This window comes from Duganella aquatilis, from assembly GCF_009674565.1.
Classification (GTDB): Bacteria; Pseudomonadota; Gammaproteobacteria; order Burkholderiales; family Burkholderiaceae_D; genus Rugamonas; species Rugamonas aquatilis.
On record NZ_WKJL01000045.1, the window covers coordinates 1 to 22,226 of the forward strand.

General features: G+C 64.3%; 21 protein-coding genes. 4 read left to right on the forward strand and 17 right to left on the reverse strand.

All coding sequences use genetic code 11. From position 1 onward, the window contains the following. From GJ698_RS29365 to leuS, 12 genes are all read right to left on the reverse strand, one after another. Positions 1–825 (reverse strand): flagellin N-terminal helical domain-containing protein (locus tag GJ698_RS29365; RefSeq protein WP_443090117.1); only part of this gene is annotated, 825 nt, incomplete at its 3' end. Between the two features lie 66 nt (positions 826–891). Next, positions 892–2,487: an SEL1-like repeat protein gene (locus tag GJ698_RS29370; RefSeq protein ID WP_154361401.1), complete on the reverse strand. Its 1,596-nt coding sequence runs from the start codon at positions 2,485–2,487 to the stop codon at positions 892–894. Positions 2,488–2,497: 10 nt separating this feature from the next. Beyond that, positions 2,498–4,765 carry an EAL domain-containing protein gene (locus GJ698_RS29375; RefSeq protein ID WP_154361418.1) on the reverse strand — a complete coding sequence of 756 codons (2,268 nt, stop codon included), beginning with the start codon at positions 4,763–4,765 and terminating at the stop codon, positions 2,498–2,500. A 12-nt stretch (positions 4,766–4,777) separates the two neighbouring features. Next, positions 4,778–6,868 (reverse strand): HDOD domain-containing protein, encoded by a 2,091-nt coding sequence (locus GJ698_RS29380; RefSeq protein ID WP_154361419.1) that lies wholly within the window; start codon positions 6,866–6,868, stop codon positions 4,778–4,780. Positions 6,869–7,138: 270 nt separating this feature from the next. Then, a complete protein-coding gene (locus GJ698_RS29385) occupies positions 7,139–8,419 on the reverse strand; it encodes a multidrug effflux MFS transporter (protein ID WP_154361402.1) in 1,281 nt (426 codons plus the stop codon). A 108-nt stretch (positions 8,420–8,527) separates the two neighbouring features. Further along, the gene (locus GJ698_RS29390) at positions 8,528–9,730 is read right to left on the reverse strand and encodes a THUMP domain-containing class I SAM-dependent RNA methyltransferase (protein ID WP_371865473.1); all 1,203 of its coding nucleotides are present in this window, start codon (positions 9,728–9,730) and stop codon (positions 8,528–8,530) included. Between the two features lie 58 nt (positions 9,731–9,788). After that, positions 9,789–10,391: a 2-hydroxychromene-2-carboxylate isomerase gene (locus GJ698_RS29395; RefSeq protein ID WP_154361403.1), complete on the reverse strand. Its 603-nt coding sequence runs from the start codon at positions 10,389–10,391 to the stop codon at positions 9,789–9,791. A gap of 9 nt (positions 10,392–10,400) precedes the next feature. Continuing rightward, positions 10,401–10,823 (reverse strand): CopD family protein, encoded by a 423-nt coding sequence (locus GJ698_RS29400; protein WP_154361404.1) that lies wholly within the window; start codon positions 10,821–10,823, stop codon positions 10,401–10,403. 8 nt (positions 10,824–10,831) lie between these two features. Continuing rightward, the gene (locus GJ698_RS29405; RefSeq protein WP_154361405.1) at positions 10,832–12,103 is read right to left on the reverse strand and encodes a glutamate-5-semialdehyde dehydrogenase; all 1,272 of its coding nucleotides are present in this window, start codon (positions 12,101–12,103) and stop codon (positions 10,832–10,834) included. A gap of 20 nt (positions 12,104–12,123) precedes the next feature. Continuing rightward, positions 12,124–13,140: a DNA polymerase III subunit delta gene (holA, locus tag GJ698_RS29410; RefSeq protein WP_154361406.1), complete on the reverse strand. Its 1,017-nt coding sequence runs from the start codon at positions 13,138–13,140 to the stop codon at positions 12,124–12,126. A 9-nt stretch (positions 13,141–13,149) separates the two neighbouring features. Then, positions 13,150–13,773: an LPS-assembly lipoprotein LptE gene (locus GJ698_RS29415; protein ID WP_154361407.1), complete on the reverse strand. Its 624-nt coding sequence runs from the start codon at positions 13,771–13,773 to the stop codon at positions 13,150–13,152. 11 nt (positions 13,774–13,784) lie between these two features. Then, the gene (gene leuS, locus GJ698_RS29420; RefSeq protein ID WP_154361408.1) at positions 13,785–16,406 is read right to left on the reverse strand and encodes a leucine--tRNA ligase; all 2,622 of its coding nucleotides are present in this window, start codon (positions 16,404–16,406) and stop codon (positions 13,785–13,787) included. Positions 16,407–16,619: 213 nt separating this feature from the next. Between leuS and GJ698_RS29425 the strand changes: the two genes are divergently transcribed. From GJ698_RS29425 to map, 3 genes are read left to right on the forward strand one after another with little or no spacing between them, the layout of a single operon-like run. Further along, entirely contained in the window at positions 16,620–17,372 is a 753-nt protein-coding gene (locus tag GJ698_RS29425) for a helix-turn-helix domain-containing protein (protein WP_154361409.1), read from the forward strand. A gap of 43 nt (positions 17,373–17,415) precedes the next feature. Further along, on the forward strand, positions 17,416–17,781 hold the full coding sequence (locus GJ698_RS29430) for a VOC family protein (RefSeq protein ID WP_154361410.1): 366 nt from the start codon (positions 17,416–17,418) through the stop codon (positions 17,779–17,781). Between the two features lie 45 nt (positions 17,782–17,826). After that, positions 17,827–18,666, forward strand: coding sequence for a type I methionyl aminopeptidase (gene map, locus GJ698_RS29435; protein ID WP_154361411.1), 840 nt, complete (start codon positions 17,827–17,829; stop codon positions 18,664–18,666). Here the strand turns inward: map and GJ698_RS29440 are convergent. The 5 genes from GJ698_RS29440 to GJ698_RS29460 are packed head-to-tail and all read right to left on the reverse strand — an operon-like array spanning position 18,653 to position 21,528. After that, positions 18,653–18,970: a barstar family protein gene (locus tag GJ698_RS29440; protein ID WP_154361412.1), complete on the reverse strand. Its 318-nt coding sequence runs from the start codon at positions 18,968–18,970 to the stop codon at positions 18,653–18,655. The genes map and GJ698_RS29440 overlap by 14 nt on opposite strands. Beyond that, complete coding sequence (locus GJ698_RS29445; protein ID WP_154361413.1) at positions 18,970–19,395, reverse strand: ExbD/TolR family protein; 426 nt, start codon at positions 19,393–19,395, stop codon at positions 18,970–18,972. Before GJ698_RS29445 ends, GJ698_RS29440 begins: the two co-directional genes overlap by 1 nt. Positions 19,396–19,398: 3 nt before the next feature. Continuing rightward, entirely contained in the window at positions 19,399–20,067 is a 669-nt protein-coding gene (locus GJ698_RS29450; protein ID WP_154361414.1) for a MotA/TolQ/ExbB proton channel family protein, read from the reverse strand. Further along, the gene (dapB, locus tag GJ698_RS29455; protein ID WP_154361415.1) at positions 20,064–20,870 is read right to left on the reverse strand and encodes a 4-hydroxy-tetrahydrodipicolinate reductase; all 807 of its coding nucleotides are present in this window, start codon (positions 20,868–20,870) and stop codon (positions 20,064–20,066) included. Before dapB ends, GJ698_RS29450 begins: the two co-directional genes overlap by 4 nt. Before the next feature lie 13 nt (positions 20,871–20,883). After that, positions 20,884–21,528: an outer membrane protein assembly factor BamE gene (locus GJ698_RS29460; RefSeq protein ID WP_154361416.1), complete on the reverse strand. Its 645-nt coding sequence runs from the start codon at positions 21,526–21,528 to the stop codon at positions 20,884–20,886. Between the two features lie 182 nt (positions 21,529–21,710). On the opposite strand from GJ698_RS29460, the gene fur reads away from it, so the two are divergent. After that, entirely contained in the window at positions 21,711–22,139 is a 429-nt protein-coding gene (gene fur, locus GJ698_RS29465; RefSeq protein ID WP_154361417.1) for a ferric iron uptake transcriptional regulator, read from the forward strand. Positions 22,140–22,226: the final 87 nt, after the last annotated feature.

The window sequence follows — 22,226 nt, forward strand, 5'->3', positions numbered from 1 at the left end:
GGCGCGCGCCGCGGCGTTGGCGCCGGAAATCGCGCCGACCGCCACGCCGTTCACCGCCAGCGCGCCATTGCCCAGGGCGCCGCTGGCGCCGACGGCGCCGGTCAGCGTGGTCACGGCCGACGCCGAGATGTCGGTGATGCTGGCGCTATTGATCGCCGCCGCCAGCGCATAGGCACTGTCCGCGCCCTGCCCCGGCTGCGCGCCCGCCACCGACGCCCCCACCGCCGCATTGTTGATGATCAAATCGCCATATTGCAGCGCGCCCAATACCGCCGTGCCGGCGGTGCTGGCCTGCTGCGGCGCCACGTTCACCCAGCCCAGCGCGTTGCCCGGCATGATCACCGCGCGCGGCAGGCGCAGTTCCAGGCTATCGCCGGCGTTGGCGCCCACCTGCAGCTGGCGCGAAAATGAACCGTCCAGCAGCGGCTGATTGTTGAAGCGCGTGCTGTCGACGATATCGACATTGGCGGCGACCAGCGCATCGACCTCCTGCTGGAGCGACTGGCGGTCAAGCTTGCTGTTGGTGTCATTGGCGGCCTGCACCGCCAGCTCGCGCATGCGCTGGTAATTTTCCGTCAACTGGCCGGCCGCGCCATCGGCCAGCTGCACCAGCGAGATGCCGTCGTTGATGTTTTGCGCGGCGCGGTGCAGCCCATTGACCGCCGCCGTCATGCGCGAACCGATCGCCTGCCCGGCCGCGTCGTCGCTCGCCGAGTTGATGCGCAGGCCGCTGGACAGGCGCTGCACATGCACGGCCAGATCCGCGCCCGAACGCGTGTAACTGCGTTGGGCGTTGAGCGACTCAAGGTTGGTGTTGATTTGCATGGACGCGATCGAACGGCACTTAACGTCTTGTTAACGACAGCGAAACGAAAGACTTGAGCGCGGCGTTCAGCCGGGGGAGCCTTCCATGCGCTCGCGCAGCTGCGCGAGCTGCGCCGGCTCGATGCGGCTGGCGGCGCTGCCGAGATAGCGCGCGGCGGCGGCAAAGCCGGCGCGTTCGGCCATGGTCAGCCACAGCCAGGCCTGGCCGGCGTCCGCCGGCACGCCCTGCCCGGCCAGATACATCAGGCCCAGGTTGAACTGCGCGCGCGCGTGGCCCTGGCCAGCGGCCTGCAGATACCAGTGGTGCGCCTGCGCGTAGTCGCGCGGCAGGCCGAGTCCATTGTCGTAGCGCAGCCCCAGCGCAAACTGCGCCTGCGTGTGATTCTGCTCGGCCGCCTTGCGATACCACTGGTTGGCCTGGTGGCAGTCGGGCTGCGGGCCGTCGTCGTTATCGAACAGCAGGCCAAGGCTGTACTGGGCCGCCGCATAATCCTGCTCGGCGGCGCGCCGGTACCAGCCCATCGCCTTGCGGTAATCCTGCGGCACGCCGCGTCCCGTTTCGTAGCGCAGGCCGAGGTCGAACTGCGCGCGCAAATGGCCCTGGTCGGCCGCCTTGCGGTACCAGAAGATGGCTTCCTGATGGTCCGTCACCACGCCGTGGCCGGCGTCGTACAGCAGGCCCAGATGGTATTGCGCGCCGGGGAAGCCCTGCTCGGCCGCCTTGCGATACCAGAGCTGCGCCTGTTCGTAATCCTGCTCGACGCCCTGGCCATGGTCGTAGCGCAGGCCCAGGTTGTTCTGCGCCGCCGCGTGGCCCTGCTCGGCCGCCTTGCGATACCAGTCCAGCGCCTTCTGCTCGTCGCGCGGCACGCCCTGGCCGTTATCGTAGATCAGGCCCAGGTTGAACTGCGAACTGGCGTGGTCCTGCTCCGCCGCGCGGCGATACCACAGGATGGCCTTCTGCGCATCCTGCGTGATGCCGTCGCCCTTGTCGAAGCGCAGCGCCAGGTTGAACTGCGCCGGTGCATAGCCCTGGTCGGCCGCCTTGCGGTACCACGACAGCGCCTGTCCCACGTCCTGCGGCACGCCCTGGCCGTTGTCGTAGCGCAGGCCGAGGTTGAACTGCGCGCGCGCATAGCCCTGCTCGGCCGCCTTGCGATACCAGAAGATGGCCTGCTTGAAGTCCTGCGGCACGCCCTTGCCGGTGTCGTACATCATGCCGAGATTGTTCTGCGCGCCGGCGTCGCCCTGCTCGGCGGCCTTGGCAAACCAGTGCATGGCCTGCTGCGTGTCGTTGGCCACGCCCTGGCCCTTGGCGTACAGCCAGCCCAGGTTGTACTGCGCCGCCGCGTAACCCTGCTCCGCCGCCTTGCGGTACCAGGCCGCGGCTTCTTCGAAATCCTGCGCCACGCCCTGGCCCTTCTGGTACATCACGCCCAGGTTGTACTGCGCGTGCTCCAGTCCCGACTGCGCGGCCTGGCGATACCACACCACCGCCAGCTCGAAGCTTTGCGCCACGCCCTGGCCGTTGAAATACATGAAGCCCAGGCTGTGCTGGGCGTTGGCGACGCCGCGCTCGGCCAGTCCCTTCACGCGCAGGAACTCAGCGGTGTAGGTACTGCCGTTATTCGCATCGGCTTCGTTGGGACTGTATTTCGTCATGCTTGCTTCATCAGGCCTGGATCGCGATCATCGCCGGTTGATGGTCGACAGGGCTGCTGGGCACCGCGTGCAGCACGGCCACCGACGGCGACAGCCGGCGGCTCTGCTCCTGCAACACCTCGATGAAGCTGGCCAGCGAAATCGGCCGATGGTACAGATAGCCCTGCATGGTGCTGCAGCCGTTGGCCTCCAGGTAGCGCGCCTGGATATCGGTCTCCACGCCTTCCGCCACCAGGTGCAGGCCGAGACCGCGCGCGATCGAGATGATCGCCAGGATCACCGGATAGTGGCCGTTCTCGTCGTGGATCTCCTTGACGAAGGACTGGTCGATCTTGATGGTGTGGATCGGGAAGCGGTGCAGGTAGGCCAGCGACGAATAGCCGGTGCCGAAATCGTCGATCGCCACCGACACGCCCAGCTGGCACAACTTGTTCAGCTGCTCGATCGCATACTGCGGATTGCGGATGCAGATGTTCTCGGTGATCTCGACTTCGATCTGCGCCGGCGAAATGCCGTAGCGCGTCAGCGCGCCGCGCATCTTCTCGAAGAAGTCGCCGCGGTCCAGGTATTGCGGCGACAGGTTCAGCGACAGGCGGATCGCCTCGCCGCCGGCCGCGTTCCATTGCAGCAGGTCGCGGCACAGGGCGCCCAGCATCCAGTCCGAGATCGGCAGCATCAGGCCATTCTCTTCGGCGAACGGCAGGAACTCGCCGGCCGACAGCAGTCCGCGCTGCGGATGGTTCCAGCGCATCAGCCCTTCGGCGCCGATGATGCGGCCCGACGAGACGTCGACCTGCGGCTGGTAGTACATTTCCAGCTCGTTGTGCTCCAGCGCCTTGCGCAGCGCCTGTTCCAGCGCGATCTTCTGGTGCGACACGTCCAGCATCGAGTTGTGATAGAAGCTGTGACCATTCTTGCCCAGCGCCTTGACCTGGTACATGGCGATGTCCGCGTGGCGCAGCAGCTCGTCGATGGTCTCGCCGTCGCCCGGATAAATCGCGATGCCGATCGAGGCCGAGATGTGCACCTCGTGCCCATCGAGGTCGAACGGCCGTTGCAGGCTTTCGAGGAATTTGTCGGCGATGGCCTTGGCGTCCTGGCGGTCGCGCAGTTCCGGCAGCACGATGGTGAATTCGTCGCCGCCCTGGCGCGCCAGCGTGTCGCCGCGGCGCAGGCAGTCCTTCAGGCGCGTGGCCACCTGCTGCAGCAGCTCGTCGCCCTTGACGTGGCCCAGCGTGTCGTTGACCAGCTTGAAACGGTCCAGGTCGACGAACATCACCGCCAGCTCGGTCAGTTTGCGCTTGGCCTGGATCACGGCCAGGCCCAGGCGGTCCTTGAACAGCATGCGGTTCGGCAGGTCGGTCAGGATGTCGTGGTAGGCCTGGTAGGAAATCACTTCCTCGGCGCGCTTGCGGTCGGTGATGTCGCGCGCCACGCCGTAGGTGCCGAAGAACTCGCGCGTCTTCACGTCGTGGTCGGGAATATGCATGCCGATCGCGTTCAGCGAAATCGTCATCAGCGTGTTGTTGAAGGTGCGTTCGACACCGCCGCCGGCGCCGCTGCCGACATTGCACTTCAGGCGCAGCTCGACGTTGCGCGAGGCGCGTTCGTCGACGCGGCGTTCGTTGAAGGCGTAGCGCGCGCGCTCCTGGTCTTCATCGTGCACCAGCACCGAGTAGTGCTTGCCGATCAGCTCTTCGCGGCTGAAGCCCAGCAGCTGCTGCACGCGGTCGTTGATGAAGGTGAACTTGCCTTCGTGGTTCAAGGTGTAGATGATGTCCGGCGACGAGTCGACCAGATAGCGGTACATCTTTTCCGAGTTTTCCAGCTGGCCGGCGATGCGCTCGTTCTCGACGGCGAGCTGGCGCTTCTGCAGCGCGTTCTTCACCGTCTTGAGCAGCTCCTCGCGGCTGTAGGGCTTGCGCAGGTAGTCGTAGGCGCCGCGCTTCAGCGCGCCGATGGCAGCTTCGATGCCGACATCGCCGCTCATCATGATGACATCGCAGTCGATGTCGCGAGCGTTGATGTAATCCATGATCTCGTGGCCGCTCATATCGGGCAGGCGCAGGTCGAGCAGGATCAGATCGAATTTCAGCTTGGTGAGCTGGGCCAGCGCTTCACTGCCGCAGGTCGCGGTTACCAGATGGTAATCGCGATCGCGCAGCAGTTCGTAGAGTGAGGACAGCAAACGCGGTTCATCATCTACAAGGAGAAGGCGGGGACAGTTATCGGCGGACAAAGGTTCGACGGGGGCTAGGTCGAAAGAGTTCAGATTCATCATGGCCTTAACTTAAGCGGAATCCATCACCCGCGTTTGCACGCCGGCGACTTGGCTGGTACTGCCCTTGGCGGGCAGCAGGATTTCAAAGGTAGTACCCGTTTTGCCGGAACGGCAGGTAATCAGGCCTTGCATTTTCTTCACCAGGCTATGGACGATGGACAGTCCCAGCCCGTGATGCGCGCCTTCCTTGCTGCTGCGAACAGGAGAGAACAGGTTGGCCAATACTTCGGCCGACAGCCCTGGACCGGTGTCGCTGACCACCAGTTCCAGATACAGCTTGCGTTCACGATTGACGTGACCGCGGTTCGAAATCTCGATCTTGCCGCCGTCGGCCATGGCTTCAACGGCGTTCTTGATCAGGTTCACCAGGATTTGTTTGAGCAGGTCGGCGTCGCCGTCGATCTCGGCCGGCTCCTCCTGCATGCGCACCACGATCTGCACCGAGGCCGGCACGAAGTCGGTGGCGCGGAACAGGCGCAGCACGTCGTCCACCACCTTGCTGACGTCGGTGACGCGCGAGGTTTCGGTCGGCTGCAGGTCGGCCAGGCCGTTGATCAGCTGGCCGACGCGGTCGATCTCTTCGTTCAGGATCGACATCTCGCCGACCACCGGCTCGCGCCGCGCCAGCTTGCTGTCCAGGACCGACAGGTAGTTCTTGATGATCGACAGCGGGTTGTTCACCTCGTGCACCACGCGGCGCGAGGCTTCGCGGTATTCCTCCGCCACGTGGGCGATCTGGCGCTTGGCGTGACCGCGCTCGCTCATCGCCGTTTCCAGCGCGGCGGCGGCCTGGGTGCCGAACGATTGCAGGAAGCGCTCGCGCTTTTGCAGGCCTTGCAGCTGCCACGCCGGCGCGCCGCCGATCAGCACCCCGAGGCAGCGCTGGTTGGCCACCAGCGGCAGGCACACCATGCTGTCGCTGCCGAGGATGCGGAACAGCTGTTCTTCCGACACGCTGTTGGCCTGGCCGTCGCGGCTCACATACGCCAGCTTGCGCTCCAGCGCCGACTGCGCCACCGCGCCGCCCTTGTTCAAGGGGATGACGAATTCGGCCAGGCGCTGCTGGTTGTCGCCGGTGGCCATGCCGTGCAGCGCGTGGCCGGTGGGATTCTCCAGCAGCAGCACGGCGTTTTCCAGGTCGAACAGGATGCGCGCCGAGCGGGTGATCGCTTCCAGCAGACTGGCTTCGCCGTGCTGGCGCGCGAAGGTCTGGCCCATCTCGGACACCAGCATGATGTTGCGCACTTCTTCCGACAGCCGCTGCTGCACCGGATCGACCACCGGCGGCGCGTAGGCCGCGGGCGCGACGATGTCGTCGGCGCCGGCCAGGTCGATGCCCAGGTAGTTGGCCGACTTCTCCACCTGGCGCGCGGCGTTGCTGACGATCTGCGCCAGCTTGTCGCTATCCAGGTTGCACAGGCGCGCCGCGTCTTCGATCGCCTCTTCCAGGTCTTGGTGGCAGCACAGCAGGTGCGCCAGGCGCACGATGCGGATCAGCGGATGCGCCGCTTCCAGGCGGGTGATCGGTTCATGGTGATACAGCACGCTGTCGGCCAGGAAGGAGTCCAGGTTCCAGCGTTCGATCAGCCAGGCGCCCGCCTCCGAGTGGGTGATTTGCAGCGTGCGCTGTTCGACCGCGCACAGGTCTTCGTCGTCGCGCGCGGTGAAGTTGAAGGCGTATTCCTTCGGCGCCGTGGCCAGCAAGGCCAGGCGGCCGACGTTGTGCAGCAGGCCGGCCAGGTAGGCTTCTTCCACGTGCGGATATTCCATCTGGCGCGCGATGTCGCGCGCGATGACGGCGGTGGTCAGCGAGCCTTTCCAGAAACCGCGCAGGTCGGTGCTGGTGGAATGGGGAAAGCTGTTAAAGGTCTGGAACACCGATTCGCTGATCACCAGCGTCTTGATCATGTCGGTGCCGAGCGACACCAGCGACTGCTCCAGGCCCACCGTGCGCTGATTGCGATGGTAGGCAGAGCTGTTGGCGACGGTCAGGATCTTGCTGGTCATCGCCGCATCCTTGGCGATGAGGGCGGCCAGCTCCGGCATGCCGGCATCGTCGGCTTGCAGGTGCTCAATCAACTTGATGAGGATCTGCGGCATGGCCGGCAGACGGGCAATCAAGAGTCGATTGCGAATATCATGGTCAGATTGTTGATGCATCGTATCAAACATTGCCGCCAGTAGACATCGATCAGGGGATGGAATTCAACGGCCAAATTCCACCAACGTTAGGTTTTATGCGGGTTCCAAGCGCGTTTGAAGCCTAAAATAATCGCGCCAAAAAATTATCTTAGCATAAAGTCTGATAATAACTTAACACCGGGCAAAATTTCTTCCTAAACTAAGTGAATTTCTTGCCGTTAATATTTATCAGCCTGGATAGCGCGTTAGCATGCGCCGGTAATGACGCGACGTCAACCACAAAGCTAGAGCAGAGGCACAAAACGCCATCTGTCCGAGGGCTAGCCACAGCGCCGAGTGTGATAGGAAAGGCGCAATCACGCCCGCCACGATCGCCCCCAGCAGCGTCACCGCGAACGACTGCACCGACGCCACCGTGCCGCGGATGTGCGGGAACAGGTCCAATGCCAGCAAGGTCGCGCCGGGCGCCACCACCGACATGCCGAAGGTATAGAACAGCATCGGCAGCACCGTCCACGGCAGCGCCGGCGGCAGGAACACGTGATAGATCACATTGATGGTGGCGGCCGCCAGCAGGAAGCAGAAGCCGATGCCGATCTGTCGCGAAAATGTCATTTTGCCGGCGATGCGGTTGGCCGCCAGCGCGCCGAGGAAGATCCCGCCCACCGATGGAATGAACAGCCAGGCAAACTGCGACGCGCCCAGGTGCAGCTGCTCGGGCAAGAACACCGGCGCCGCCGAGATATAGATAAACAGGCCGGCGAAGTTCAGCGCCACCACGCCGGTCTTCAGGTGGAACAGCGGCGAGCGCAGGATTTCGCTGTAGTTGCGCAGCAGGTGGCGCGGATTGAACGGATGGCGCTTTTCCGGCGGCAGCGTCTCCGGCAGGCGGCGGTAGCAGAAGATGAACAGCAGCGTGCTGTAGGCCAGCAGCGACAGGAAGATCGAGCGCCAGTCGAACAGCGTGACGATCCAGCCGCCCAGCACCGGCGCGATGGCCGGCGCGATCGAGAAGATCATGGTCACCAGCGACAGCAGGCGCGCGGCGGCGGGGCCGTCATACAGGTCGCGGATGATGGCGCGTCCCACCACCACGCCGGCGCCGGCCGACACGCCCTGCATGATGCGGAACACCCACAGGTAGTGGACGGTATGGGCGGCGGCGCAGCCCAGCGTGCCGATGGCGAACATGGCCAGCGACACCAGGATCACGTTGCGGCGGCCGAAGGCGTCGGACAAGGCGCCGTGCCACAACACCATGCCGGCGAAGGCCAGCATATAGAAAGTAAGGCTTTGCTGCACTTCCAGCGGCGTGGCGTGCAGCGTGGCCTGGATATTGGGGAAGGCCGGCAGATAGGCGTCGATGGAGAACGGGCCGATCATCGACAGCGCGGCCAGCATGACGGCCAGCGCGGCGGCGGACAGCGGCTTGCGGTGCGACGGTTCAGGGGGAGGCACATCGAGCTCGACGTCCTGGTCAGGCAGGTCGGCTGGCGGAGTTGGCAGCATAAATCGTTTTCCTTTTCGCGCGCGCTTTCACCCCCAAGCGGTGCGCATAGGTAGGGGTCTGACCCCAGAGGGGTCAGACCCCGCGTGGCCCTGCGGGGTTCAGCGCGGTTAGATTTCTTTTGGCTTCGCGGCTTCGCGGCGGTTGAACCCCGCCACCATATCGAAGCGGAACAAGCGGCATTCCAGCGCACCGTTGAAGAACGGCGTCTTGCGCGCTTCCTTCAGGCGCAGCAGCTTCGGCACGCCCAGATCCGCCGTGAACAGGTACACCGTCCACCCGGCAAAGCGCTGCTTCAGCGTCGAACTGAAATCCGCATAGAAGCTGTTCGCCATCTCATCCTGCGGCACCGTGCTGTCGCCGCGCACGCCAATCCGCTCGCCATACGGGGGATTGGTCAGCAAGATACCCGGCTCGCTCGTCGGCGCCTGCACCTGCTGCGCCTCGATCTGCTTGAGCGGCACGTCAAACAGAATGCCGGCGCTGCGCAGATTGTGACGCGCCATCGCCACCATATCGCCCGAGATATCGGAGCCGAAAATGGTCGGCGCGGCCGGCAGCGGATTCGGCTTGATGGCCGCCTTCATTTCCTGCCACGGCGCGGCGTCGAAATCGTGGAACTTTTCGAACGCGAAACGGCGGCGCGCGCCCGGCGGCACGCCCTGCACCATCTGCGCCGCTTCGCACAGGATGGTGCCGGAACCGCACATCGGGTCGAACAGCGGCATGCCCGGCTTCCAGCCCGACACGCGCAGCAGGCCGGCGGCCAGGTTCTCGCGCAGCGGCGCATCGCCGGTCTCGGTGCGCCAGCCGCGCTTGAACAGCGCCTCGCCCGAGGTGTCCAGGTAGACGATGAACTGGTGCGCATCGACGAAGCCGAAGATACGCATGTCCGGTTCCTTGGTATCGACCGAAGGACGCTTCTTGTATTGATCGAGGAAGCGGTCGCAGATCGCATCCTTGATCTTCAGCGTGGTGAATTCCAGGCTTTTCAGCGGCGACTTCACCGCCGTCAGATCCACGCGGATGGTGTGGTCGTAGCCGAACCACTCTTCCCACGGCTGCTCCAGGGTCAGGTCGTAGATGTCGTTCTCGTTCTTGTAGCCGCCGGCGGCCATGCGCATCAGCACGCGCGACGCGATGCGCGAGTGCAGGTTCATGCGGTAGGCGTCGGTCAGCTCGCCCGAGGCGTGCACGCCTCCCGGGACTTCGTTGTGCACCTTCATGGTGGTGCTTTGTTGCGCGATTTCGCGCAGTTCTTCGGCTAACGCCGCTTCCATGCCGCGCGGGCATGGGCAAAAGAAGGATGCCATAGGTGTACCTTTTGTCCGTTAAAAAAAATGCGCGCCGCCCACGCGGGCGCGGCGCCGTTTACTTCATCATTGCGCGTTCCAGGAAGTCCAGACGATCCTGGCCCCAGAAACTCTCGCCTTCCAGCACGTACCACGGCGAACCGAACACACTCAGTGCGTTCGCGTCCTCCGTGTTACGGTCATACTCTGCCTGCGCGCTGGCCGTTTCGGCCGACTTGATCAGCGCCCGGCCATCCAGCTCGCAGCTGCCGGCAATCAGCGCCAGCGTGGCCTCGTCGCCGACGTTGCGGTCTTCCGCCCACAGCGCGTGCATGATGGCGCCGGTCAGCGTCAAGGCCACGTCGGTGCCATGCGAAATGCGCGCGGCGACGATCATCTTGTTGGCCAGCTCCGGCGACACCGGGAAAAACTGCGGCTGCGTCTTGAGCGGAATCTCCAGGTGCTCCGACCAGCGCGCCAGCTCCAGCAGGCGGTAAGCCTGCCGCTGCGGCGCGCGTTTCGCCAGCGGCAGGCCGCCGGACACGCCAAACACCTTGCCCAGATCGCAGGGCTTCAATTCAATCTGCACGCCATACTTGGCCGCCAGGGCGACCAGACGCTCATGGCCCAGATAAGCCCACGGCGAATGCGCTGCAAAGAAGTACTGACAAACTTTGCTCATGACGCTTCCTTAGAAAGGCTTCACCACCACCAGCAGCACAATCGCCAGCATCGCAAACACCGGCAGCTCGTTAAATACGCGGAACCACTTGTGGCTGCGCTGGTTCTCGCCGCGCTCGAAGCGCTTCAGGATGCCGCCGCACATATGGTGGTAGCCGATCACCAGCACCACCAGGGTCAGCTTGGCGTGCAGCCAGCCGGGCATGTGCGCGCCATACGCCATATAGATCAAGGCCGCCCCGAACAGTACCGCAAACACCGACAGCCACATCGAAAAGCGATACAGCTTGCGCGCCATCAGCAGCAGGCGCGCGGTGGTGTTCTTGTCGGTCTCCATCGCCAGGTTGACGAAGATGCGCGGCAGGTAGAACACGCCGGCCATCCAGGCCATCACAAAGAAGATGTGCAGTGCTTTGATCCAGAGGTACAGCATAACGCTCCTTATTGTCTTACTTCTCCGTGGCCGAGTACCACGTATTTCAGCGAGGTCAGGCCTTCCAGGCCGACCGGGCCGCGTGCATGCAGCTTGTCGTTGGAGATGCCGATCTCCGCGCCCAGGCCGTATTCAAAACCGTCCGCGAAACGCGTCGAGGCGTTGACCATCACCGACGCCGAATCGACTTCGCGCAGGAAGCGCATCGCCGCCGTATGGTCTTCGGTGATGATCGCCTCGGTGTGCTTGGACGAGTAGTGGTTGATGTGCTCCATCGCCTCGTCCATGTCGGCGACGATCTTCACCGACAGGATCGCCGCCAGGTATTCGGTCGACCAGTCCTCTTCGGTGGCGGCCACCAGGTGCGGGTAGCCGGCTGCGGCGAGGATCGCCATCGCTTCCGGATCGGCGCGCAGTTCGACCTGCTTGGTCGCGTACAGCTTCGCCAGTTCCGGCAGCACCGCCGGCGCGATCGCGCGCGCCACCAGCAGGGTTTCCATGGTGTTGCAGGTGCCGTAGCGGTGGCACTTGGCGTTGAAGCCGATGTCCACCGCCTTCTTCATGTCGGCCTTGGCGTCGATGTAGACGTGGCAGATGCCGTCCAGGTGCTTGATCATCGGCACCGTGGCTTCTTCCATCAGGCGCGCGATCAGGCCCTTGCCGCCGCGCGGCACGATCACGTCCACGTACTGCGGCATGGTGATCAGGGCGCCGACGGCGGCGCGGTCGGTGGTCTCCACCACTTGCACGCCGTCGTCCGGCAGGCCAGCGCCGGTCAGGCCTTCCTTGACCAGCTTGGCCAGCGCGCGGTTGCAGTGGATCGCTTCCGAACCGCCGCGCAGAATGGTGGCGTTGCCGCTCTTGATGCACAGGCCGGCCGCGTCCACCGTCACGTTCGGGCGCGATTCGTAGATGATGCCGATCACGCCCAGCGGCACGCGCATCTGGCCGACCTGGATGCCGGTCGGGCGGAATTTCAGGCCGGAGATTTCGCCGATCGGGTCCGGCAGCGCGACGATCTGGCGCAGGCCTTCGACCATTGTGGCGATCGCCTTGTCCGACAGCGCCAGGCGGTCCAGCATGGCCGGCGCCAGACCGTTGGCGGCGGCGGCGTCCATGTCCTGCTGGTTGGCGGCGCGCAGGGCGTCGGCGTCGCGTTCGATCGCGTCGGCGATCAGCGTCAGCGCGCGGTTGCGCTGCGCGCTGTCGGCACGGGCCATGGCGCGCGATGCCTTGCGCGCCTGCTGGCCCAGCTGTTCCATGTAATGCTTGATATCCATCGTTGTCCCGTTCGAGCGGGTCAGCCGCGGGCGACCTTCAGCGCCAGTTGGAGCATGGCGTCCCAGGCATCGCCGGCGTGCGCTTTCGCGCGCAGACCCTTGATCATCTTGTCCACTTGCGCGGCGTCCTTCAGTGCCGCTTCCAGCGTCGGCAGCGAAATGCGGCGCAGCGCCGGGTCCATCATGCGTTCCTTCGGTCCCCAGATGCGGTGCTCTTTCAGCAACGCCCCCAGCGGACGGCCCTGCGCCATGCCGGCCTTCAGCTTGAGCAGCGTGCGGATTTCCTCCGACACCGCCCACAGCACCAGCGGCAGCGCTTCGCCCTCGCCTTTCAGGCCCTCCAGCATGCGCACCAGGCGCGCCGGATCGCCCGCCAGCATCGCTTCACTGAGCTTGAACACATCGTAACGCGCCACATTCAGCACCGCGTCGTGCACCTGCTCGTAGGTCAGCTTGCCCGGCTCGTGCAGCAAGGCCAGTTTCTGAATCTCCTGATGGGCCGCAAGCAGATTGCCTTCCACGCGATCCGCGATGAAATCAATGCTCTGCCGGTCCGCGCTCTGCCCTTGTTGGGCAAGGCGCTGGCCTATCCAATTGGGCAAATGCGCCCGTTCCACCTGCGGGATGTCGATATACACCGCCGCCTGTTGCAGACTGGCGACCCAGGCCGCCTTCTGCGTCTGCCAGTCCAGCTTTGGCAGCGTGATCAGCGTCAGGTTGTCCGGACTCAGATCCTTCACATAATTCTGCAGCGCCGCGCCGCCATCCTTGCCCGGCTTGCCGGTCGGGATGCGCAGCTCAATCAGCTTCTTGTCCCCGAACAGCGACAGCGCCTGGTTGGCCGCCAGCAGCTCGCCCCACTTGAAGCTGCGCTCCACGGTCAGCACGTCGCGCTCGGAATAGCCCTGCGCGCGCGCGGTCTTGCGGATCTTGTCGGCCGCTTCCAGCGCCAGCAGATGCTCGTCGCTGGTGATGACGTATAGCTGCGACAGCGATTTGCTCAAATGGCCGTCCAGCGCCTCCAACCGTAATTGCATGCGGCGCCTTTACTGAATCGGCACGGCCGGCGGTATCGTCGACGGCTGGCCCGAAGGCTGCGTGCCGGTCGGCGCGGGGCCAGGCGGCGGCAGCGACACGCCGGCCGTCTTGACGGCGGCGATGCGGCGCATCATCTGCTGTACCAGGTCGGTTTGCATGTCCTTGTACAGCAGCGCCTCTTCCTGCTCTTTCGCCAGCAGCTGGGTTTCGTTAAAGTCGATCGGGCGGATCAGCGTGATCTGCGTTGGCCCCAGCAGCTCCTGGCCCTGCTTGTCGAGGACGCGGAACACGATGTTATACGTCAGCAGGTACTGACGCACGCGGCCATTGCTGTTCAGCGACAGAATGGTCTTGGTCTTGGTCTTTTCCGGATTGGTCAGGACTTCGATCACGCCATCGGCTTCCTTGGCGTCGTTGACCACGGCGGTGCCGCCGTTGGCGCGGATGTTGCGCTTCAAATCAATCGCCAATGGCGACGTCTCCGGCAGCCCCACGTAGATCGTCGGGAACGGCAGCGTGTAATGGCCGCCGTCGCCGCGCAGGTGGAAGCCGCACGCCGACACCGTCAGCGCGGCAGCCAGCACGGCGGCATACAGCGCGCCGCGACGGAAAAACTTCAGAGTAGTCGCCATATTCGATCCGCTTAAACGACGATGTTAACCAGCTTGCCCGGCACCACGATGACCTTCTTCGGCGTGCCTTCGATGAACTTCTGTACCGCTTCGTTGGCCAGTGCGGCGGCTTCGATGGCGGCCTTGTCGGCGCCCTTGGCCACCACCACGCTGCCGCGCAGTTTGCCGTTCACCTGAATCATCATCTCGATTTCCGATTGTTCCAAGGCGGCTGGATCAACTTGCGGCCATTGCGCGTCGAGGATGTCGCCAGCGTAGCCCAGCTCTTTCCACAGCACGTGGGTGATGTGCGGCGCCACCGGGTTCAGCAGGCGCAGGAAGATCGCGTAGCCTTCCGACAGCACGGCCGCTTCCACGTCCTTGGCCGATTCCAGCGTGTTCAGCATCTTCATGCAAGCCGACACCACGGTGTTGTACTGGATGCGCTTGACGTCGTAGTCGGCCTGCTGCAGCACCTTGTGCACTTCGCGGCGCAGCGTCTTGCCGGCGTCGGAGGTGGCGTTAGCGACCAGCGGCGCGCCGGCGGCGGCGATGGCTTCACGCTGCGCGTAGCCGAAGGCCCACACGCGGCGCAGGAAGCGATTCGCGCCTTCGACGCCGCTGCCCGACCATTCCAGCGTCTGTTCCGGCGGCGAGGCGAACATGGTGAACAGGCGCGCGGTATCGGCGCCGTATTGTTCGATCTGCGCCTGCGGGTCGATGCCGTTGTTCTTCGACTTCGACATCTTCTCGGTGCCGCCGATCTGCACCGGTTGGCCGTCTTCCTTCAGGATCGCGCCTTGCGGGCGGCCCTTGTCGTCGAGCGACAGGTCGACGTCGGCCGGGTTGAACCAGATCTTCTTGCCGGAATCTTCTTCGCGGTAGTAGGTCTCATTCAGCACCATGCCCTGGGTCAGCAGGTTGGTGAACGGTTCGTCGAATTTCACCAGGCCGAAGTCGCGCATCACCTTGGTCCAGAAGCGCGCGTACAGCAGGTGCAGCACGGCGTGTTCGATGCCGCCGATGTACTGGTCCATCGGCATCCAGTAATCGTTGCGGGCGTCGACCATGGCGTCGTTCGAGCCTGGCGAAGTATAGCGCATGTAGTACCACGACGAATCGACGAAGGTGTCCATGGTGTCGGTTTCGCGGCGCGCCGGCTTGCCGCACTGCGGGCAGTCGCACTTCAGGAAGGCTTCGTACTTGTTCAGCGGATTGCCGCTGCCGTCCGGGACGCAGTCTTCCGGCAGCACCACCGGCAGGTCTTTCTCAGGCACCGGCACCGAGCCGCAATCGGCGCAGTTGATCATCGGGATCGGCGTGCCCCAGTAGCGCTGGCGCGAGATGCCCCAGTCGCGAAGGCGGAAGGTGATCTTCTTCTCGCCCAGGCCCTTGGCGGCCATGTCGGCGGCAACCGCGTCGACCGCTTCGGCGTAGCGCAGGCCATCGTACTTGCCGGAGTTGGTGACGATCGACACTTCCTTGTCGCCGTACCATTCCTGCCAGGCGTCGGTGGAGAATTCCTGGCCTTCGGCCTTGATCACCTGCTTGATCGGCAGATTGTATTTTTTGGCGAAGGCGAAATCGCGTTCGTCGTGCGCCGGCACGCCCATCACGGCGCCGTCGCCGTAGGTCATCAGCACGTAGTTGCCGACCCAGACTTCGACCTGGTCGCCGGTGATCGGGTGGGTGACGAACAGGCCGGTCGGCATGCCCTTCTTCTCCATCGTCGCCATGTCGGCTTCGATCACCGAGCCCAGTTTGCACTCGGCGTTGAAGGCGGCCAGTTCCGGGTTGGTCTGCGCGGCCAGCACGGCCAGCGGGTGTTCGGCCGCCACGGCGCAGAAGGTCACGCCCATCACGGTGTCCGGACGGGTGGTGAACACGTACATCTTGCCGTCGCCGATCAGGGCGCCGTCGGCGTCCTTGATCTGGTGCGGGAAGGCGAAGCGCACGCCGGTCGATTTGCCGATCCAGTTCGACTGCATGATGCGCACGCGCTCAGGCCAGCCTGGCAGCTTGTCGTCGACGTAGCCCAGCAGCTCGTCGGCGTAGTCGGTGATGCGCGCGTAGTACATCGGGATCTCGCGCTTCTCGATCACCGCGCCCGAGCGCCAGCCCTTGCCGTCGATGACCTGTTCGTTGGCCAGTACGGTCTGGTCGACCGGGTCCCAGTTCACGGTGCCGGTCTTTTTGTAGATGATGCCTTTTTCCAGCATCTTCAGGAACATCCACTGGTTCCACTTGTAGTATTCCGGCTTGCACGCGGTCATTTCGCGCGACCAGTCGATGGCCAGGCCCATCAGCTCCATCTGCGAGCGCATGTGGGCGATGTTCGAGTAGGTCCATTGCGCCGGCGGCACGTTGTTGGCCATGGCCGCGTTCTCGGCAGGCATGCCGAAGGCGTCCCAGCCCATCGGCATCAGCACGTTGTAGCCGTTCATGCGCAGATAGCGGTACATCACGTCGTTGATCGTATAGTTGCGGACGTGGCCCATGTGCAGCTTGCCCGATGGGTAAGGCAGCATGGAGCAGGCGTAGTACTTACCTTTCGGGAAGCGCGGGTCGTTCTCGACGGCCTTGTAGGCGTCGATGGTCTTCCAGTGGGATTGCGCGGCTTTTTCTACGTCGGCGGGACTATATTTATCTTGCATGATCGGTGACGGCCAAAAGTGAATATGAACCGGGCATTATACCTTGAGGCCGGGGGTTGTACGCGGCTGGGAGGGGTGAAGCCGGCCGATTCTATAAAATATGCGATTGCATGCTTTACCCCTCAACCGGCGAGTCGCCGTCGGGGGCTGACCCCATGCGGGGTCAGACCCCTGCGTGGCCCTGCGGGGTTCGACAAACGTATAATTTGTGTCATGTTTTATCGCGAATATCCACCCCATCCTGCGCTGGCCGCGCATGTGGACTGCGTTTGGGCGGCTCGGGCGCCCGGGGGCGGGGCCGCCCATCGGGTGCTGCCGGATAATTGCGTGGATATTCTTTGGCAGGATGGCGCCCAGCCTGGCTTTGCGGTGGGCATGATGTCATCGTCCATCCTCGTCGCCAGCGAACAACCGGTGCAAACACTCGCCGTCCGCTTCAAACCCGGCAAGGCCGGCCTGTTCCTCGCCACGCCGCTGAACCTCCTCACCGATCAGCGCGCGGATATCGACCTGCTGTGGGGCCGCAGCGACGCCGACCGGCTGGCCGATGCACTGTGGTCCAGCGAGGCGCCGGAACGCGCGCGCCTGACCCTGATCGAACAGGAACTGCTGCGGCGACTGTGCGACAACGCCGGCGGCTCGCCCCTGGTGCAGCGCGCCCTGCAGGCGCTCGACCACAGCGCCGGCGCGCTGCGGGTGGAAGACCTGGCCGCCCAGTTGCGCGTCTCGCGCCAGCATCTGGCGGCCCAGTTCCGCGACCATGTCGGCCTGTCGCCCAAGCTCTACGCCCGCATCTGCCGCTTCCGCCGGGCCGCGGCCGCGCTCAAGGCCGCGCCCGCGCCGGATTGGGCCGAACTCGCGCTGGCCTGCGGCTACTTCGACCAATCCCATTTGATCCACGATTTCCAGGAATTCGCCGGCAACGCCCCCGAACGATTCCATTTTTCCAATCGTCCCGCAGCGTGATATGCCAAGATGATGTTTTACCCAACTTTACGGAGATAACATCATGATCAAGGGACTGCGCACGGTGGCCTACCCGGTCGCCGACCTGGCCGCCGCCAAGGAGTGGTACAGCAAGGTATTCGGCGTCCAGCCATATTTCGACCAGCCGTTCTACGTCGGCTTCAACATCGGCGGTTTCGAACTGGGCCTGATCCCGGACGGCACGCCGGGCATCGCCGGCAGCACGGTCTACTGGGGCGTCGAGGATATCGAAGCGGAAGTCGCGCGCATCACCGCGCTCGGCGCCACGGTGCACGGCGCCATCCAGGACGTCGGCGAGAGCATCCGGACAGTGGAACTGGCCGACCCGTTCGGCAATATCCTGGGGCTGATCTACAACCCCCACTTCGATTTGGCTGCGGTGCGCTAACGAATGTGGCACACTACTGCCTCTGCAAAATAAAGAGGTAGCGCCATGTCCCGCCGTAACGCCAATCTGATTAAAACGCCCGAGCAAATGGTTCAGGCCCGCGTCGCCGCCCAGCTGGCGGCCGATGTGCTGACCATGATCGCTCCGCACGTCAAACCGGGCGTGACCACGGCCTACCTCGACCAGCTGTGCAACGACTACATCGTCAACGTGCAGCAGGCGATTCCGGCCAACGTCGGCTACGGCGGCTTCCCGGCCACCGTGTGCAGCTCGGTCAACCACGTGGTGTGCCACGGCATTCCGTCGGCCGAGCAGGTGCTGAAGAACGGCGACATCATCAACATCGACGTCGCCGTCATCAAGGACGGCTGGCACGGCGACACCAGCCGCATGTACTACGTCGGCGAGCCCTCGAAGCCGACCCGCAAGCTGGTGGAAACCACCTATGCGGCGATGTGGGCCGGCATCCGCGCGGTGAAGCCGAAGGCGACGCTGGGCGATGTGGGCTTTGCGATCCAGACGGTGGCCGAAAAAGCCGGCTACAGCGTGGTGCTGGACTACTGCGGCCACGGCATCGGCATGGTCTACCACGAAGATCCGCAGGTGACGCACTACGGCCGCCCGGGCCAGGGCATGGTGCTGAAACCGGGCATGCTGTTCACCATCGAGCCGATGATCAACGCCGGCAAGGCGGCAACGAAGGAATTGAGCGACGGCTGGACCGTCGAGACGCGCGACAAATCGCTGTCGGCGCAGTGGGAGCACATGGTGCACGTGACCGAAACCGGCTTCGAGGTGCTGACGCTGGCGCCCGGCGAAACCGGCGCCAAGGCGCAGATCCCGAACGCCGTGCCGGCCGGCGTGGAGCCTTCTAGCGCAGCGTAAGTTTCAGGGCCGGCTTCTCGCCGTAGTCTTCGTAGCGCTCGTTGATGCCGGCCACGCAGTACGTCACTTCTTCCAGGATGTCGGGCTGCATGGCTGCCGCGTCCTTGACGACGATTTCCAGCACTTCGTTCGGCTTCAGGCGGAACTTGCTCATGCCGTCTTCGTCGCGCAGATAGCTCAGGCAATCGACCCAGGCATCCATACTGTTGCCGTAGGTGTCGGGGAAGCCGAGCGCGGCCTTGCACTCGGCGTGGAAGCTGGGGAAATCCTTGATGGCTGCGCCATTCAATTCTGCGGTTGCCATTATTTTTTCTCCTTGGGATCGGTGACGAAGCCCAATTTCGTTAATCCATTGCGCTGCGCGGCGGCCATCACCTGCGCCACGACTTCGTAGCGGGTGTCCTTGTCGGCGCGCAGTTGCAGTTCCGGTTGCGGCTCCAATTTGGCCGCGTCGACCAGGCGCGCCTGCAGCGCTTCCGTCCCGACCGGATCGTTATTCCAGAATATCTGTCCCTTGCCGTCGATCGACAGCGTGACCGTGGCGGCTGGCGTGGACGGCGCGGCGGCGGCCTGCGCCTTCGGCAGCTCCAGCTGCACCGAGCCGGTGAACATCGGCGCGGCCAGGATGAAGATCACCAGCAGCACCAGCATCACGTCCACCATCGGCGTGACGTTGATGTCGGCCATCGGGCCGGGATTGCGGTGGTGGTTGAAGGAACCGAAGGCCATGGCCTACTTCCTGGTCAGATACGCGTGCAGGTCGTGCGCAAACGCGTCCAGCTCGGCCAGCGTCAGGCGGTTGACGCGGTTGAAGCCGTTGTACGCCAGCACGGCGGGAATCGCCACGGTCAGGCCGATGGCGGTCATCACCAGCGCCTCGCCCACCGGGCCGGCCACTTTGTCGATCTGCACCGTGCCGTGCGACGACACATTCGCCAGCGCATGATAGATGCCCCACACGGTGCCCAGCAGGCCGACGAAAGGCGCGGTGGCGCCGATGGAGGCCAGCATGGTCAGGCCGCCTTCAAGGCGGTTGGTGGAACGCTGGATGGCGGCGCGCAGCACGCGCGTGACTTGCGCCGCGCGGTCCATCTCGCCGCCCAGCGACGGCCGTTCGGCCGCGCGCAGCTGCGTCGCGCCCTGTTCGGCCAGGGGCAGGAAAATCTTTTCGGGATCGGCCAGCGTCAGCGCGGCCACACCATCCTGCATGGTCGGCGCCTCCCAGAAGCTTTGCAGCGCCGGCGCGCTGCGGCGCACGCGGTACGCCGCATAGGCCTTGGCCAGAATGAAGAACCAGCTGACCAGCGACATCGCCAGCAGCACAAACGCTACCGCGTGGCTGATGGCGTCGCCCTGTTCCCAGAAGCGGGCCAGGGTGAATTGGCTGGCGCCCGGATTCATTGGTCTTTCAGGCCCAGCACGTCGTACATGTCGAACAGGCCGGTCGGCTTGTCGGCCAGGTAGCGGCAGGCGCGCAGCGCGCCGTGCGCGTAGGTGACGCGGCTGCTGGATTTGTGGCTGATCTCGATGCGCTCGCCGATGCCGGCAAACAGCACGGTGTGGTCGCCGACGATGTCGCCGCCACGGATGGTGGCAAAGCCGATCGACGACGGATCGCGCTCGCCGGTCACGCCTTCGCGCGCGTAGACGGCGCATTCGTTCAGGTCGCGGCCCAGCGCATCGGCGATCACTTCGCCCATTTTCAGCGCGGTGCCGGACGGCGCATCGACCTTGAAGCGGTGGTGGGCTTCGACGATTTCGATGTCGTAGCCGGTGGACAGCGCCTTGGCGGCCTGCTCCAGCAGCTTCATCGTGACGTTGACGCCGACGCTGAAGTTGGGCGAGAACACGATAGCGGTTTTCTTGGCCGCCTCGGCGATGGCGGCCTTGCCGGCCTCGTCGAAACCGGTGGTGCCGATCACCAGCTTGATGCCGTGCTCGGCGCAGTATTTCAAATGCTCCAGCGTCGCTTCCGGACGGGTGAAGTCGATCAGGAACTGCGCGCCGGCCAGGCCTTTGCCGAATTCCGATGCCACGGCCACGCCGGCCGGCTTGCCGAGGAAGGCGGCGGCGTCGGCCTGCTCGGAGCCGGCGCGGTCCAGCGCACCCGACAGGCGGGCGTCGTCGGCGTTCTGCACGGCTTCGATCAGGATGCGGCCCATGCGGCCGCCGGCGCCGGCGATGGCGATGTTCATTACGGTCATGCTGAAATCCCTGTTATTTCTTGTCGTTGCTGATGGTCACGCCCACCGGCGAGGCGGCGGCCGGATTGTCGGTGCCCGATGGCAGCGGCGCGGTGGGCGCCGGCTTGGCCAGCACGGCTTCGTCCGCCGCTTCCTTCTTGGCGCTGCGCGCCGGGCCGGCGATGCGGGCGATGTATTCTTTCTCGGTCGGCAGGTTGCCGCCTTCCCAGCGCTCGACCTTGTTGTCCTTGTCGAAGAACACGATCACGCGGCTGGTGGTGATTTCGCCGTTGCCGCGCGCCAGGCGGAAGGCGTAGTCCCAGCGGTTGCCGTGGAACGGGTCGGTCAGCAGCGCGGTGCCGAAGATGAAGCGGACCTGGTCCTGCGTCATGCCGACTTTCAGTTGCGACAACATTTCTTCGGAAACGAAGTTACCCTGCTGGATGTCCGGACGGTACGGCGACAGGAACCACATGAAGCGTTGCAGCCTGGTAATAGTGGTGGTTTGCGCGCCCTTGCTGGCGTCCAGCGTCGGGGCGGCGTCTTGAACCTCGGTGGATTTCTCGCCCAGGGTGGTTTTGGTCGCGCAGCCGCCCAGCGCCAGCGCCACGCATGCCGCAGTGGCGATAGGAGTGAAACGGTGCAACAAAGACTGCGAAAAAGCCTGGGTGACGCGCATAAATGTCCTCAATCTGGTCGAGCGTAAGTGCCGAAAAACGCTATATCATAAAGCACTCGCTGCGGGATGGGGCATTATCCGCCAAAACAAGTGCAAATCTTTGTAAATGCAAAATTCCGGACGGCCCCGGAGTACGTTAAACTAGCGCCTAGCTATCGCCAACCACATTAAGAGTCACGACCATGGGTAACAATCCTGCCGATCTGAAGGCCAGCGGCCTCAAAGCCACGCTGCCACGCATCAAAATCCTGGATATTTTCCAGAACAGCGAAGTGCGCCACCTGACCGCCGAGGATGTCTACAAGATCCTGCTGGCCGACAATATGGATGTGGGTCTGGCCACCGTCTACCGCGTGCTGACCCAGTTCGAACAGGCCGGCCTGCTGAACCGCAACCACTTCGAGAGCGGCAAGGCCATTTTCGAGCTGAACGCCGGCTCGCACCACGATCACCTGGTGTGCCTGGACTGCGGTCACGTGGAAGAGTTTTACGACGAGGCCATCGAAGACCGCCAGCACGCCATCGCCAAGGAGCGCGGCTTCAAGATCGCCGAGCACGCGCTGGCCATCTACGGCAACTGCACCAAGGCAGTCTGCCCGCACCGCCCTTAAAATCCGGGGTCAGTTCTGCCAATCGGACACGAGCCCTGCCGTAGCGGCCGCTACGGCAGGGCTCGTGTCCGATTGGCAGAACTGACC

What these genes read in the sequence shown, in the direction of transcription:
- leuS (WP_154361408.1), bottom strand. Translation starts at nt 16,406, where the DNA reads ATGCAAGATAAATATAGTCCCGCCGACGTAGAAAAAGCCGCGCAATCC.
- GJ698_RS29405 (WP_154361405.1), bottom strand. Translation starts at nt 12,103, where the DNA reads ATGGATATCAAGCATTACATGGAACAGCTGGGCCAGCAGGCGCGCAAG.
- GJ698_RS29425 (WP_154361409.1), top strand. Translation starts at nt 16,620, where the DNA reads ATGTTTTATCGCGAATATCCACCCCATCCTGCGCTGGCCGCGCATGTG.
- GJ698_RS29415 (WP_154361407.1), bottom strand. Translation starts at nt 13,773, where the DNA reads ATGGCGACTACTCTGAAGTTTTTCCGTCGCGGCGCGCTGTATGCCGCC.
- GJ698_RS29390 (WP_371865473.1), bottom strand. Translation starts at nt 9,730, where the DNA reads ATGGCATCCTTCTTTTGCCCATGCCCGCGCGGCATGGAAGCGGCGTTA.
- map (WP_154361411.1), top strand. Translation starts at nt 17,827, where the DNA reads ATGTCCCGCCGTAACGCCAATCTGATTAAAACGCCCGAGCAAATGGTT.
- GJ698_RS29370 (WP_154361401.1), bottom strand. Translation starts at nt 2,487, where the DNA reads ATGACGAAATACAGTCCCAACGAAGCCGATGCGAATAACGGCAGTACC.
- GJ698_RS29450 (WP_154361414.1), bottom strand. Translation starts at nt 20,067, where the DNA reads ATGAATCCGGGCGCCAGCCAATTCACCCTGGCCCGCTTCTGGGAACAG.
- GJ698_RS29380 (WP_154361419.1), bottom strand. Translation starts at nt 6,868, where the DNA reads ATGCCGCAGATCCTCATCAAGTTGATTGAGCACCTGCAAGCCGACGAT.
- GJ698_RS29430 (WP_154361410.1), top strand. Translation starts at nt 17,416, where the DNA reads ATGATCAAGGGACTGCGCACGGTGGCCTACCCGGTCGCCGACCTGGCC.
- GJ698_RS29445 (WP_154361413.1), bottom strand. Translation starts at nt 19,395, where the DNA reads ATGGCCTTCGGTTCCTTCAACCACCACCGCAATCCCGGCCCGATGGCC.
- GJ698_RS29385 (WP_154361402.1), bottom strand. Translation starts at nt 8,419, where the DNA reads ATGCTGCCAACTCCGCCAGCCGACCTGCCTGACCAGGACGTCGAGCTC.
- GJ698_RS29400 (WP_154361404.1), bottom strand. Translation starts at nt 10,823, where the DNA reads ATGCTGTACCTCTGGATCAAAGCACTGCACATCTTCTTTGTGATGGCC.
- GJ698_RS29440 (WP_154361412.1), bottom strand. Translation starts at nt 18,970, where the DNA reads ATGGCAACCGCAGAATTGAATGGCGCAGCCATCAAGGATTTCCCCAGC.
- GJ698_RS29395 (WP_154361403.1), bottom strand. Translation starts at nt 10,391, where the DNA reads ATGAGCAAAGTTTGTCAGTACTTCTTTGCAGCGCATTCGCCGTGGGCT.
- GJ698_RS29375 (WP_154361418.1), bottom strand. Translation starts at nt 4,765, where the DNA reads ATGAATCTGAACTCTTTCGACCTAGCCCCCGTCGAACCTTTGTCCGCC.
- dapB (WP_154361415.1), bottom strand. Translation starts at nt 20,870, where the DNA reads ATGACCGTAATGAACATCGCCATCGCCGGCGCCGGCGGCCGCATGGGC.
- holA (WP_154361406.1), bottom strand. Translation starts at nt 13,140, where the DNA reads ATGCAATTACGGTTGGAGGCGCTGGACGGCCATTTGAGCAAATCGCTG.
- GJ698_RS29460 (WP_154361416.1), bottom strand. Translation starts at nt 21,528, where the DNA reads ATGCGCGTCACCCAGGCTTTTTCGCAGTCTTTGTTGCACCGTTTCACT.
- fur (WP_154361417.1), top strand. Translation starts at nt 21,711, where the DNA reads ATGGGTAACAATCCTGCCGATCTGAAGGCCAGCGGCCTCAAAGCCACG.